We start from the raw sequence: 14,085 nt of genomic DNA on the forward strand, positions 1-14,085 counted from the left end.
CGGTCACATAAACATGTGACCGTTTTTCTGTGATATTTAAGAAGACAGATGCTGAAATAAGGAGTTCTGTAATGGCGGATACACTCCCGGTACAGGAAGTAATGATTGAACAGGGCAGCGCACTGCTGCTGAGTGTGCCGGAGAACAAACCGGATGCGGTGCTTGATGCACTGACCGGTGTGTTTAAACAGCACAAACCGGTGCGCCGTGCATTTTGGGTAATGGCAGCCGAAAAAAACAATACTGTCGCGGATGAACCGGTATTGCTGATTGTGCTGGAACTCAGCGAAGAACAGGATGCGGATACCGTGATCCGTCAGGCGGCAGAGGCTGCGATGGAGCACCTCGCTGACGGGGAACATATTGATTTTTGTCTTTTAAACCCGGATGAGAATGACGGGCTGACACACTTCCTTACACAACACATTCAGGCATTTTATCAGCGCCGCCTTGGTGGCTGGCTGCGCAATGCCATTCCGGTAACAGAAGCGTAACAATAATTTATCCGGATGGTGAATATGTATAGTGCATATATTCAGAATAATGCACTATACGCTTGTTTAGGCTTTGTTTACACTTCGTGAAATAATACCGAACAAGTGCCCGTTTTCCGGGCTCACCAGAAAGGATTGATTATGCGTTCTCCGATTGCAGGACAGGCTCCCGGCAAAAAACGCTGCATTGCAGTGCTGCTTGCTTCAGCGCTGGCGCTCATAGGTTGTGATGACACCGGCAGTAACACCACGGCGGCGGGCAGTAATGACAGCACGCCGGCTAATAATAAAGAAAACCCGTCTTCCTCATCTGTTTCCTCCCCGTCTGCGAAAAAAACACAGGATGCTGCATCACTGGCAGAGCTGAGCAAGCGCTATGCCGGGAAAGATGTGACTATCATCGACGCCTCTGAGATCCAGCTCGACGGCGCAAATGCGATGGTGGTGACCTTCTCCGTTCCGCTGGATCCGAACCAGGATTTCAGTCAGTTTGCCCGTCTGGTGGACGTGAAAAACGGTAAGCTGGAAGGTGCCTGGGAGCTGTCGGATAATCTGATGGAACTGCGCATGCGCCATCTGCCGCCGTCACGGGAATTGCAGCTGAGTATCGATCGCGGCGTGCGCGGTATCAATGAGCGCACACTGGTTAACGGTTACGATTTAAAACTGACCACTGCGGATGTGGTGCCGAGTGTCGGCTTTGCCAGCCGCGGCTCACTGTTCCCGGCAGATGTCTTACAGGGATTACCGGTATTCGCGCTGAACGTGGACAGTATTGATGTTAATTTCTACCGCATCAAACCGGATTCCCTGGCCTCTTTCCTCGCAAGCTGGCAGTACGGCAACAATCTCCAGTACTGGAATTCGGATGACCTGCTGAATAACACTGATCTGGTCTATACCGGGCGTTTTGATCTCAATCCGCAGAAAAACACCCGCGAAAATATGCAGATCCCGCTGAAGGATATCAAGCCGTTACAGGAAGAGGGCGTGTATCTGGCGGTGATGCAGCAGGCCGGGCGCTACAGCTACACCATGCCTGCCACACTCTTTACCCTGAGTGATATCGGCGTGTCCATGCACAGCTACCTGAATGAGCTGGATGTCTTTACGCAGTCGCTGGCGAAAGGCAGCGCGCTGAAAGGCGTGGAAATCCGTCTGCTCGACAGCAAAGGTCAGCTTCTCAGCAAAGCAGAAACCGACAGCAGCGGTCATGCCAAACTGGATCGCGGGGCGGATGCCGCGCTGTTACTGGCGATTAATAACGGCCAGACCAGTATGATCGACCTGAAAAACCCGGCGCTTGACCTGGCAGAGTTTGATATCGCCGGTCCGCAGGGTTATGCAAAACAATTCTTCGTCTTTGGTCCGCGTGATCTGTATCGTCCGGGGGAAACCCTGGTGATCAACGGCCTGCTGCGTGACGGTGACGGCCATCCGGTGAAAGATCAGCCTGTCAAAGTGGATGTGCTGAAAAACGACGGACAGGTAGCCTCCACCTTCGTCTGGCAGCCGGAAAACGGTCTTTATCAGTATCAGTATGCGATTCCGGAAAACATTGAAACCGGTAAGCTGACACTGCGTTTTGATCTCGGGGATAACACGCCGCGCTTCTACAGCGTCAATGTGGAAGATTTCATGCCTGAGCGTATGGCAATGGAAATCAAAACTGACAAACAGCCGATCACCACACAGCAGTCTGCCGACTTTGAGATTGAAGGTCATTATCTCTATGGTGCGCCTGCTGCCGGTAATCAGCTGACCGGACAGCTGTTTATGCGCCCGGATCGTGAAGCGTCCGCCAAACTGCCGGGCTTTGAATTCGGTGACATTCAGGAAGCGAGCCTGACCCGCACCCTGGATGAATTCGACGAAACCATGGATGACGGCGGTGAGCTGGCATTCACCATCAGTAATGATTACTGGAAAGAGGTGAAATCGCCGTTTAAATTGATCCTCCAGGCAAGCCTGATGGAGACCGGCGGTCGTCCGGTGACCCGCCGTGCCGATGTTGCGGTATGGCCTGCGGCGAAAATGGCCGGTATCCGTCCGCTCTTCGCCAAAAAAGAGGTTTACGACTACCGTACTGACAAATATGTGTCGCAGTACAGTATGGATGAAGATTCACTGGCTGAATTTGAAATTGTCTATACCGACCGTCAGGGTAATAAGTTAAAAGCAGATGATCTGAATGCGCGTCTGATTTATGAGCGCCGTGATTATTACTGGCGCTGGTCTGACTCCGAAGGCTGGTCATCCGGGTATGATCAGAAAGACCTCGTAATGTCTGATGACAAAATCAGTATTGCCAAAGACGGTACCGCAAAAGTGACCGTCCCGGTCTCCTGGGGGGCATACCGCCTGGAAGTGGTGGATCCGTCCACCGGGCTGACCAGCAGTGTGCGTTTCTGGGCCGGATACTCCTGGCAGGATAACACCGGCGGTACCGGCGCGGTTCGTCCGGATCAGGTGAAACTGAAACTGGATAAACCAAATTATCACGCCGGTGATAAAGTAAAACTGAATGTGACCGCACCGCAGGCCGGTAAAGGTTATGTGCTGCTGGAATCCAGTGACGGCCCGCTGTGGTGGCAGGAAGTGGATGTGCCGGAAGGCGGCACCGATGTGGAAATCCCGCTGAACAAAGCGTGGACACGTCACGACCTGTACGCGACGGCGGTGGTTGTCCGTCCGGGGGACAGCTCCCGTCAGGCGACCGTCAAGCGTGCGGTCGGTATTCTGCATATCCCGATGGCCGACCCGGGCCGTAAGATTGATGTGACACTGGATACTCCGGCCCGCATCCGTCCGAATCAGGATCTGACCGTTAAAATCAAAGCGAAAGCACAGGACGGCAAACCGGCACCGGAAAAAGTAAATGTACTGATTTCCGCTGTGGATACCGGTGTGCTCAATATCACCGACTACAAAACACCGGATCCGTATGACGCCTTCTTCGGTCGCAAGCGCTACAGTGTGGATCAGTATGATGTCTATGGTCAGCTGATTGAGGGCAGCGGTCGTCTCGGCACACTGCGGTTCGGGGGCGACGGCGGTGATGACCTCGATCGCGGCGGCCTGAAACCGCTGACCGACGTGCAGATTATCGCGCAGCAGGCGGCACCGGTGGAACTGAATGCACAGGGTGAAGGTACCGTTACCCTGTCGATTCCGGATTTCAACGGCGAACTGCGCCTGATGGCACAAGCCTGGACGGATGAAGATTTCGGTCATGCGCAGAATAAAGTGATTGTTGCCGCACCGGTGATCAGCCAGATGGCGCTGCCGCGCTTTATGGCCGGCGGTGACCGTTCGCAGCTGACACTGGATCTGACCAACCTGACCGATGAAACACAGAATCTGACCGTGAATTTCAGCGCGGACGGCATGGTGCATCTCAAAGGGGCAGCAGAGAAAGAAGTCACGCTGGCGAAAGGTCAGCGCACTTCCGTGAATGTCCCGGTTGAAGCCGCCAACGGCTTTGGTCAGGGTGAGGTGTTTATGACGGTCAAAGGGCTGAAACTTCCTGATGACAGCAGCAACACCTACAAAAACAGCTGGAAAATCGGCGTGCGTCCGGCGTATCCGGCTGAAACCGTTTCTTACTCGATGTCACTCGGCAATAGCGGGGAATGGGCGTTACCGGCAGATCAGATCGGCTATCTGGACGCCAATACCGTGTCCGGTGAAATGACGCTGACCAGCCGTCCGCCGCTGGATATCTCGCGTTACATCCGTGAACTCTATGCCTATCCGTACGGCTGTCTGGAACAGACCGTGAGCGGGCTGTATCCGTCCCTGTACTCCTCTGAAGCGGAACTGAAAAAACTGGGCATTAAAACCCAGACTGATGCCGGACGCCGCCAGGCAGTGATGACCGGTATCCCGCATCTGCTCGGCATGCAGCGCAGTGACGGCAGTTTCTCCCTGTGGGATAACAGCGGTGCGGAAGAGCCGTGGCTGACCGCGTATGCGACTGACTTCCTGTTCCGTGCCGGACAGCGCGGGTTTGACGTTCCGGCGGATGCGCTGAGCAATGCCAATAACCGCCTGCTGCGCTATTTACAGGATCGCTCGGTGATCAGCAGTAACTATTACGGCAACAGCGACCAGATGCGCTTCGCGGTACAGGCGTATGCCGGTTATGTGCTGGCACAGCAGCAGAAAGCGCCGCTCGGGGCACTGCGCCAGGTGTATCAGCGCCGTGATGATGCCGCAAGCGGACTGGCACTGGTGCAGTTGGGTATCGCCCTGAAGAAAATGGGTGATGCGGATCGCGGTAATGAAGCCATCCGTCTGGGTGTGATGAAAAACCGTGACAGCGTCTATACCGGCGATTACGGCAGCACTATACGTGATGATGCCATGATTATTGCCCTGCTGAGTGAGGCGGATTCCAATGCGGATCAGCGTTACGGCAAGTTGCAGGCACTTTCTGCAGAGATACAGAATAACCGTTACTTCTCCACTCAGGAGAGCAACGCGCTGTACCTGGCAGGTCGTCAGTACATTAATCAGAGCGAAAAACCGTGGTCTGCCCTGATCAACGGGCAGGCCCCGGCAGTCAGCCGTGACAGCGCGCTGCGTGAGACTCTTACAGCGGCACAGCTGAACAACGGCATCAGTGTCGCTAACCGCGGGGATGCAGAGCTGTTTGGTCGTGTCAATATCACCGGCTATCCGTTACAGGCACCGGCTCCGTCATCTGAAGTGCTGAAGATCAAGCGGACGTATATGGATCTGAACGGTAACCCGATCAGCATTGACCGCCTGAGTAGCGGTGATCTGGTGGCTGTCCGTCTGGATATTCAGGCCGACCGCAACGTGCCGGATGCGCTGGTAGTGGATCTGTTACCGGCCGGTCTGGAGCTGGAAAACCAGAACCTGGCGGCAGCCAGTGCAAGTCTGGCTGACAGTGCGCCGAATCTGGCCGAAGCTATTCAGGATATGCAGCAGGCCAATATTCGTCATACCGAATACCGTGATGATCGCTTTGTCTCCCAGGTGGCGGTGGAAGAGTACCGTCCGGTGACGCTGGTCTATCTGGCCCGTGCGGTCACTCCGGGTAAATACAGTGTTCCGGCACCGCAGGTGGAATCGATGTATATTCCGGTCTGGCGCGCCACCGGTGTGACACCGGCAACACTGGAAGTGGTTCGTTAACAGTACCGTTTGTTGTCCGCAGCCTCCGGGCTGCGGCAGCAAAATAGGTTTTATGCCCTTATAGTCTGTTATAAGGGCATTTTTATCTTAAGAATTCTGATAATGCGGTTTGATACATGAAAGTGTGGTTTAAACGTCTCGCGCTGACCGGCCTGATAACAATGGTTCTGACGCCGCCGCTGCTCTGGCTGGCCGATAAAATCTGGCCTTTGCCGCTGGATGAGGTGGTGATGGCGCGTACGGTTACGGCTGAGGACGGATCACCGCTGTGGCGTTTCGCCGACAGTAACGGCGTGTGGCGCTACCCGGTCACACTGAAGGATGTATCACCGGAATTTATTGAAGCGCTTCTGACATACGAAGATCGCTATTTCTATCAGCACCCGGGCATCAACCCGGTGGCTATCGGCCGCGCGGCGTTGCAGGATCTGACCTCCGGACGTATTGTCTCCGGCGGCAGCACGCTCTCCATGCAGGTCGCCCGTCTGATCGACCCTCATGACCGCACACTGACCGGCAAACTGAAACAGGTTTTCCGGACTATTCAGCTGGAATGGCACTATTCCAAAGATGAGATTCTGGAGATGTATCTTAACCGCGCCCCGTACGGCGGCACGGTAGAAGGTATTGGTGCGGCGAGCTGGATGTATCTTGGCAAACCACCGTCGGAACTGACCGCCGGAGAAGCAGCACTGCTGGCGGTTCTGCCGCAGGCACCGAGCCGTCTGCGCCCGGATCGTTATCCGCAGCGCGCGGAAGCGGCCCGTAATAAGGTGCTTGACCGGCTGGCCGAATTTGAGGTGTGGCCGCAGTCAAAAGTGGACGATTTAAAGCAGGAGAGTATCTGGCTGGCACCGCGCCAGGTGCCACATTCCGCGCCGCTGCTGGCACGGCGTGTGGCGCAGGGAGTGAAAGACCCGGTGATCCGCACCACTATCAATCCCGCCATTCAGCGTCAGCTGGAGGAAATGGCCCGCAACCGCAAATATCAGCTGCCGGAGAAAACCTCACTCGGCATTATGGTGGTGGATAACCTCGATATGAGTGTGAAGGGCTATGTCGGCTCTATCGATTTCTCTGATGACACCCGTTTCGGGCATGTGGATGTAAACAGCGCCTGGCGTTCGCCGGGTTCCACACTGAAACCATTTTTATATGCCCTGGCAATGGATGAGGGGCTGATCCACAGTGAATCCTTGTTACAGGATGTGCCGCGCCGCTTTAATGATTACCGGCCGGGCAACTTTGATACCGGGTTCAGCGGACCGGTGAGTGTCAGTGAGGCACTGCGCCGCTCCCTGAATCTGCCGGTGGTTCAGTTACTGGATGTTTATGGTCCGAAGCGTTTCAGTGCCAAACTGCGTAATGTCGGTCTGGAACTGCGTTTTCCGCTCGGCAGTGATCCGAACCTGTCGTTGATCCTGGGCGGGACAGGGGCACGGATGGATCAGCTGATCGCCGCCTACAGCGCGTTTGCCCGTCAGGGCAAAGTGGCACCGGTGCGTTTTCGTCCGGAGGATCCGCTGGCAGAGCGGCAACTGATCTCCCCGGGCGCGGCATGGATCACGCGCCGGGTCATGGCAGGAGAGACGCGTCCGCTGGCGGATGACCGGCTGGCGCAGGATGTGCCGCTGGCGTGGAAAACCGGCACCAGTTACGGCTACCGTGATGCCTGGGCGCTGGGGGTGAATAACCGTTATACCATCGGGGTGTGGGTCGGTCGTCCGGACGGCACGCCGGTAGCCGGACAGGCCGGGTTCGCAACCGCGATCCCGATCCTGTATCAGGTGGACAGTTATCTGCGGGCACGCGGCGGCAAAAAATTGCCGGATCCGAAACCCATCAGTGTCAGCAGTAAAATGATTTGCTGGCCGTCAGGACTGGTGGCGGATAAGCAGGATCCGAACTGCCGTCAGCAACGGATAGCGCTGGTGCTGGATAATACTGTGCCGCCGACACTGCCGTCCGCAGGGCAGGAAAGTCTGTCCGGCACCAATGCCGTGATTTGGGTGAACGGGCAGGGGGAGCGGGTGTCACCGGATTGTCCGGATGCACAGGAGAAAACCGTGGCGCTGTGGCCGATTGCGCTGGAAAGCTGGCTGCCGCCGGGTGAACGCCGCAGCCATCGTCTGCCTCCGGTCAGCAAAACCTGTCCGCCGTTACGGGTGGAAGCCGCGCCGCTGCTGATTTCCGGGATCCGCGAAGGGGATGTGCTGCGCCGTCTGCCGCTGGCGAAAACCCTTGATCTGCGGGTAGTGACGCAGGGCGGAGAGGGCACTCAGTGGTGGTTTCTTAACGGCGACCAGGCGGGCAGTACCGGAACCGGTGAGCCGCTGCTGCTAACGCTGGACACCCCGGGGCGTTATCAGCTGACCGTGCTGGATCTCAGCGGGCAGGTCAGTTCAGTCAGTTTTACCCTGAAATAGCAGAAACGGCGGGAACAGCAGCGGAAAAAGTGTGATACAGACGAAAAATCTGTGATCTGCTATGCGAAATACTTTGCAAAAATGTTGCGTAACTGTAGGCGAAACAGAGGTGAGCCCGTATAATCATCGCCTTACCACAAGGTGTGGACCGGTCTGCCGTCAGCCGCAAATAACAATGACAACAGCGCACAAGCGCACAATGAGGTCAATTCATGTCTGTACAACGCACATTTTCGATCATTAAGCCAAACGCCGTAAAGAAAAATGCTATCGGGGCCATTTATCACCGTTTTGAAAGCGCCGGTTTCCGTATTATCGCCGCCAAAATGCTGCACCTGACCCGTGAACAGGCGGAAGGATTCTACGCTGAGCACAAAGGCCGTCCGTTCTTTGATGGTCTGGTGGAATTTATGACCTCCGGCCCGATAATGGTACAGGTGCTGGAAGGGGAAAATGCTGTGCAGCGTCACCGTGACCTGATGGGCGCCACCAATCCGGATAATGCACTGGCCGGTACACTCCGTGCGGATTACGCTGACAGCTTCACTGAAAACGCGGTACACGGCTCTGATGCGGAAGAATCCGCCGCCCGTGAAATTGCCTATTTCTTCACTGAAGATGAAATCTGCCCGCGCTGATCACGTATTTCAGCCGGAGCCTCCCGCAGGTTCCGGCTGCTCCCGCCTCTGTCCTCTCTTATATTTTTGTTCCGCTGAGATTGTGCTATAAACATTAAAATTAATGTGGATATTTTATGCTGTCAGGGAACCCGTATGAAAAAATATATTTATATTGCCGGTATACTGCTTGTCAGTATTTTTTTTATCGCACAGATAAGCGGCGGGCCGGACTGTATTGAAGATTACGGTAATAACGTCAGAAAAATATGCACACCGAAAGAAAATGTTATTTTGTGGGAGCAGAACGTCGGGCAATCTGCGGATAATGACGCTGTCAGAAAAGTAAAGTACGACAAAGCGGATTTAAACGATTTCTTTTTCAGCGCAAATACCCGGGTTCATTTTCTGGCAGAGAACGGCAAGGTTTATCATGTCACGATGAACACATTGCGTGACCCGGATTGTCAGGGCAGCAGCGGGGACTTTTCAATTACACCGCTGGTGACGCCGCGTTGCTGGTTTGGTGATAATATCCGTGAATATAATATCCGGCTGGACCTGGTCAGTGAGGACGCGGACAGTTTCAGGTTGTACCCCGAAAATACACGCTATTACAATTATGCGTATGATAAAGAACATGTTTATTTCAATGGTTTTTATCGTTCGGACGATGCGGATCCTGCCACATTCAGGCGTGTAGTTACGGATAATCCGGATAAAAAACTGCCGGAAAAATTGTATACCGATAATCAGCATCTGTATCTCGATTACCGGAAAGTAGCTGATGAATCATGGGATGACCTGACCGATATCCGTATTATCCCGGTGTCAGTGAACTGGAAAACCCTGATGAGCGGGATCATATTAAGGGGAAACCGCGCGGTAAACGATAACAGCGGGTTTACCCTGAAAAAAGGCAGTAAGACCGGCGCGTTATATCTGTTTTCCGATGATAATGTTGCGGTATCAACCGCCGCAGATATTCCGGTAACGGCAGATCAGCAATGTTATCTGAATAATATCGTGGTGTGTCATATCGGCGGCGATTTTTATAAAACAGGCTACCGCTACGGTGACCCGTTGTTTGAAAAAATAACGGATTCAAACCGATCCCGGATCAGTAAAGAGTGGGATAATGTATTATCTTATTACTGAAATGCGGTATCCGGTTTTTTCATTTGCCATATCACCATTAATATTTGTACAATGCCGCGCCCCGTTATGATACGGGGCTTTTATATTTCCGCCGTATCCGTGACGCCGTCCGTTTCAGCGGCTATCCTTATTCCTGTATCTGTGATGCGCGCCGCGTGTCACCGCCGAAAGTGTAACAACGAGGCAATGTTAACAATGTCAGAACTGACCACCCAAGACGCCTGTGCAACAGGCTCCGCACCGATTGCTCCTGAAAAAATCAACGGAAAAATTAATTTACTCGATCTGACCCGCAAAGAGATGCGCCAGTTTTTCGCCGATATGGGCGAGAAGCCTTTCCGTGCTGATCAGGTGATGAAGTGGATTTACCACTATTGCTATGATGATTTCGATCTGATGACCGATATCAACAAAGTGCTGCGCACAAAACTGAAAGCGGTGGCGGAAATCCGTGCACCGGAAGTGTCGGAAGAACAACGCTCTGCGGACGGCACCATCAAGTGGGCTATCCGTGTCGGCGACCAGGAAGTGGAAACTGTCTATATCCCGGAAGAAGACCGCGCCACCCTGTGTGTCTCTTCCCAGGTCGGTTGTGCGCTGGAATGCAAATTCTGCTCAACCGCACAGCAGGGCTTTAACCGCAACCTGCGGGTATCTGAAATTATCGGCCAGGTCTGGCGTGCCGCGAAAATCATCGGCTCCCTGAAATCCAGCGGCCGCCGTCCGATCACCAACGTGGTGATGATGGGGATGGGTGAACCGCTGCTGAACCTGACCCATGTTGTTCCGGCGATGGAAATCATGCTGGATGACTTCGGTTTCGGGCTCTCCAAACGCCGCGTGACGATTTCCACCTCCGGCGTGGTTCCGGCGCTGGACAAACTCGGTGATATGATCGATGTGGCGCTCGCCATTTCCCTGCACGCACCGACCGATGACGTGCGTGATGAAATCGTGCCGATCAACAAAAAATACAATATTGAGACATTCCTGGCATCTGTGCGCCGTTATCTCGGAAAATCCAATGCGAACGGCGGCCGTGTTACCGTGGAATACGTCATGCTGGATCATATTAATGACAGCACTGATCAGGCACATCAGCTGGCAGCCTGTCTGAAAGACACACCGAGCAAAATCAACCTGATCCCGTGGAACCCGTTCCCGGGCGCCCCTTACGGGCGCAGCTCAAACAGCCGGATTGACCGCTTTGCCAAGGTTCTGATGGAATACGGTTTTACCACCATTGTCCGTAAAACACGCGGTGATGATATTGACGCCGCCTGCGGACAGCTGGCCGGGGATGTTATCGACCGGACCAAACGGACACTGAAAAAACGCATGGCCGGTGAACCAATCGCTGTCAAAGCAGTCTGACAGTAATATTAAGTAACACTCCCGGGTGACACTTTACGTTAATATACCTGCCTTACAGACAAGGAGGCAGTATGATAAGGACGTATTCCCCGGGCTTAATTGCAGTAATGCTGCTGGCAGGATGCCGGACAGCCCCCGTGACACAGACAGTACCGGCTGCGACCGGTACCCGTCTTGCACTGGGTGAGGCTTATCTTCAGGCCGGCCGGTATGATGCCGCACGGTATCATTTTGACCGGGTACTGAAAGCACAGCCGCAGCATACCGGTGCCCTGACAGGCGCGGCGCTGAGTGCAAAATGCGATCAGCAGCCTGAAATCGCGGAAAAATACCTGAATTTAGCCGTGAATTCCCCGTCAGGCAGTGATAGTGTGGTAAAGTACATTTTGGCTTATGAGTGTCCGCCGGATAAGAGTCTGTAAAACAATATAAAAGTAATGTTGTTTTCAGGGTTATTTTATTATTACGGGTGGCATGCTGTATGCCGGAATACGGAACTTCGGTGCGCGGAAAGGCAGATCTCCGCGCTTTCTCGTAACCAGAACTGTTTGTGTCCTGAAACTCATGAATAACTCTCAATCTCAAGATAATCTCCAACTCACTCTTGGCCAATTCTTAACACAACGTCGGGAACAACTTCAGTTATCACGGGAAACAGTCGCCGACAGACTTTGTCTTAAACTGACTACAGTGCGTGAAATCGAAGAAGATGCACTGAAAGAAACCAACCCGACCTTTATCCGCGGTTATATCCGCACCTATGCCAAGCTGCTGCAGATCCCTGAATCTGCAATCATGCCTTATCTTGATAACATCGCGCCCGCTCAGATGACCAAAGTCCAGCCGATGAAAAGTGTGACGCTCGGTCGTCAGCGTAAAAAACGCGAAGGCTGGCTGATGAAATTTACCTGGCTGGTGCTGCTGGTGGTTCTGGCGCTGGTGGGGGTATGGTGGTGGCAGCAGTATCAGGCACAACAGGCCGATATTGCCTCACTGGCACAGCAGAATGATGTTACCGTGAATGCCGCGGCAGATGCACCGGGTACCGATCCGGCAGACGGTGATACACCACAGACACTGAATGCCTCGGCAGGCACACCGGATGCCGCACCGGCGGGTAATACCAATACCGCTGCACTGGAATTATCGGCAGCCACCCCGCAGGATCAGGAAATTGACAGCAGCAAAATTGTGCCGCTGCCGGGCAGTGATCGTGTACCGGCGGTCGTTAACCGCGCCGTGGACAGCGAAGGCGGCACACTGCCGACCACCACACAGACACAGGATGGTCTGGTTCTGACCTTCAAAAACACCTGCTGGCTGGAAGTGACCGATAACAAAGGAACAAAAATTTTCAGCGGCACCAAACAAAAAGGGGATACCCTGGAATTTGCGGGCGCAGAACCTTACCGTCTGAAAATCGGCGCACCGGCTGCCGTGGATGTGCAGTTCAAAGGTCAGAGTGTTGATCTGAGCCGCTTCATCAAAGCAAACACGGTGGCAAAACTGAGTGTGCCGAAAGCCGGTGAATAATTGGTTTTTAAATTAAACCTTTACTACACAATAAACACAGCAATGATTAAGGACACAAGGATGTTCCGGAGAAAGACATATGCATAATGAATCCCCGATAAAAAGACGCAAGTCCACCCGAATTTACGTGGGAAATGTGCCGGTCGGTGATGGTGCACCTATCGCCGTGCAATCAATGACAAACACCCGGACAACGGATGTTGAGGCGACCGTCAGACAAATTAAATCCCTGGAGCGTGTCGGCGTGGATATTGTCCGCGTGTCAGTGCCGACCATGGATGCGGCGGAAGCCTTTAAACTGATTAAACAGCAGGTCTCTGTACCGCTGGTGGCGGACATTCATTTTGACTACCGTATTGCGCTGAAAGTGGCGGAGTACGGTGTGGATTGTCTGCGTATCAACCCGGGCAATATCGGCAGTGAGGAGCGTATCCGTCAGGTAGTGGATTGCGCCCGTCATTATAATATCCCTATCCGTATCGGGGTGAACGGCGGCTCACTGGAAAAAGATATCCAGGAAAAATACGGCGAACCGACCCCGGAAGCACTGGTGGAATCCGCCATGCGTCATGTGGATATTCTCGACCGCCTGAATTTCGACCAGTTTAAAGTCAGTGTCAAAGCGTCAGATGTCTTCCTGGCCGTCGGTGCTTACCGTCTGCTGGCGCAGAAAATTGATCAGCCGCTGCACCTGGGGATCACCGAGGCGGGCGGCGCCCGTGCCGGTTCCGTAAAATCAGCGATCGGATTAGGGATGCTGCTGTCGGAAGGGATCGGTGATACGCTGCGTATCTCGCTGGCGGCTGATCCGGTGGAAGAGGTGAAAGTCGGGTTTGATATCCTGAAATCCCTGCGTATCCGTTCGCGCGGCATTAACTTTATCGCCTGTCCGACCTGCTCCCGTCAGGAGTTCGATGTGATTGGCACCGTGAATGCGCTGGAACAGCGGCTGGAAGATATCATCACACCGATGGATGTGTCGATTATCGGCTGTGTGGTCAACGGTCCGGGTGAGGCAGAAGTCTCCACACTGGGCGTGACCGGGGCGAAAACCCGCAGCGGGTTCTACGAAGACGGTGTCCGTCAGAAAGAGCGTCTGGATAACACGGATATGATCGATCAGTTAGAAGCGAAAATCCGTGCCAAGGCGGCCATGCTGGATCAGAATAACCGGATTGATATCAGTCTGGTTGAGAAAGAATAATCACGGACCGGCTCATGATTAACGGGCCGGTATTGTCTGTTTTGGCGGATATGCGGTTTTAGGACGATATATCCGCCTCCCGATATTGCACCCGCACCGGGTCGCTTTTATAATCG

Annotated in this window: 9 protein-coding genes; all 9 read left to right on the top strand. The window is 53.9% G+C overall.

The features are described from left to right. Positions 1 to 71 precede the first annotated feature (71 nt). The 9 genes from ACF8OF_RS07840 to ispG all read left to right on the top strand — a co-directional run bounded on the left by ACF8OF_RS07840 (position 72) and on the right by ispG (position 13,969). Positions 72 to 494, top strand: a complete 423-nt coding sequence (locus tag ACF8OF_RS07840) for an enhanced serine sensitivity protein SseB C-terminal domain-containing protein (RefSeq protein WP_279796194.1) — start codon at positions 72 to 74, stop codon at positions 492 to 494. Positions 495 to 635: 141 nt separating this feature from the next. Beyond that, complete coding sequence (locus ACF8OF_RS07845; protein WP_392496227.1) at positions 636 to 5,657, top strand: MG2 domain-containing protein; 5,022 nt, start codon at positions 636 to 638, stop codon at positions 5,655 to 5,657. A 116-nt stretch (positions 5,658 to 5,773) separates the two neighbouring features. After that, positions 5,774 to 8,083: a peptidoglycan glycosyltransferase PbpC gene (gene pbpC / locus ACF8OF_RS07850; RefSeq protein WP_392496228.1), complete on the top strand. Its 2,310-nt coding sequence runs from the start codon at positions 5,774 to 5,776 to the stop codon at positions 8,081 to 8,083. 212 nt (positions 8,084 to 8,295) lie between these two features. Then, positions 8,296 to 8,721, top strand: coding sequence for a nucleoside-diphosphate kinase (gene ndk / locus ACF8OF_RS07855; RefSeq protein WP_004236924.1), 426 nt, complete (start codon positions 8,296 to 8,298; stop codon positions 8,719 to 8,721). A gap of 135 nt (positions 8,722 to 8,856) precedes the next feature. Then, positions 8,857 to 9,858, top strand: coding sequence for a hypothetical protein (locus ACF8OF_RS07860; RefSeq protein WP_392496229.1), 1,002 nt, complete (start codon positions 8,857 to 8,859; stop codon positions 9,856 to 9,858). Between the two features lie 195 nt (positions 9,859 to 10,053). Beyond that, the gene (locus ACF8OF_RS07865) at positions 10,054 to 11,232 is read left to right on the top strand and encodes a bifunctional tRNA (adenosine(37)-C2)-methyltransferase TrmG/ribosomal RNA large subunit methyltransferase RlmN (protein ID WP_262858819.1); all 1,179 of its coding nucleotides are present in this window, start codon (positions 10,054 to 10,056) and stop codon (positions 11,230 to 11,232) included. 71 nt (positions 11,233 to 11,303) lie between these two features. Then, the gene (locus tag ACF8OF_RS07870) at positions 11,304 to 11,654 is read left to right on the top strand and encodes a tetratricopeptide repeat protein (RefSeq protein ID WP_152689691.1); all 351 of its coding nucleotides are present in this window, start codon (positions 11,304 to 11,306) and stop codon (positions 11,652 to 11,654) included. Positions 11,655 to 11,796: 142 nt separating this feature from the next. Then, complete coding sequence (gene rodZ / locus ACF8OF_RS07875; protein WP_392496230.1) at positions 11,797 to 12,765, top strand: cytoskeleton protein RodZ; 969 nt, start codon at positions 11,797 to 11,799, stop codon at positions 12,763 to 12,765. 79 nt (positions 12,766 to 12,844) lie between these two features. Beyond that, positions 12,845 to 13,969 carry a flavodoxin-dependent (E)-4-hydroxy-3-methylbut-2-enyl-diphosphate synthase gene (gene ispG / locus ACF8OF_RS07880; protein ID WP_024473931.1) on the top strand — a complete coding sequence of 375 codons (1,125 nt, stop codon included), beginning with the start codon at positions 12,845 to 12,847 and terminating at the stop codon, positions 13,967 to 13,969. Positions 13,970 to 14,085 lie beyond the last annotated feature (116 nt).

This window comes from Morganella sp. TYF_1, assembly GCF_043105645.1.
GTDB lineage: Bacteria > Pseudomonadota > Gammaproteobacteria > Enterobacterales > Enterobacteriaceae > Morganella > Morganella morganii_B.

Excerpts from the sequence above, each read along its gene's own strand:
- ACF8OF_RS07840 (WP_279796194.1), top strand. The coding sequence starts at position 72 with ATGGCGGATACACTCCCGGTACAGGAAGTAATGATTGAACAGGGCAGC.
- ACF8OF_RS07845 (WP_392496227.1), top strand. The coding sequence starts at position 636 with ATGCGTTCTCCGATTGCAGGACAGGCTCCCGGCAAAAAACGCTGCATT.
- pbpC (WP_392496228.1), top strand. The coding sequence starts at position 5,774 with ATGAAAGTGTGGTTTAAACGTCTCGCGCTGACCGGCCTGATAACAATG.
- ndk (WP_004236924.1), top strand. The coding sequence starts at position 8,296 with ATGTCTGTACAACGCACATTTTCGATCATTAAGCCAAACGCCGTAAAG.
- ACF8OF_RS07860 (WP_392496229.1), top strand. The coding sequence starts at position 8,857 with ATGAAAAAATATATTTATATTGCCGGTATACTGCTTGTCAGTATTTTT.
- ACF8OF_RS07865 (WP_262858819.1), top strand. The coding sequence starts at position 10,054 with ATGTCAGAACTGACCACCCAAGACGCCTGTGCAACAGGCTCCGCACCG.
- ACF8OF_RS07870 (WP_152689691.1), top strand. The coding sequence starts at position 11,304 with ATGATAAGGACGTATTCCCCGGGCTTAATTGCAGTAATGCTGCTGGCA.
- rodZ (WP_392496230.1), top strand. The coding sequence starts at position 11,797 with ATGAATAACTCTCAATCTCAAGATAATCTCCAACTCACTCTTGGCCAA.
- ispG (WP_024473931.1), top strand. The coding sequence starts at position 12,845 with ATGCATAATGAATCCCCGATAAAAAGACGCAAGTCCACCCGAATTTAC.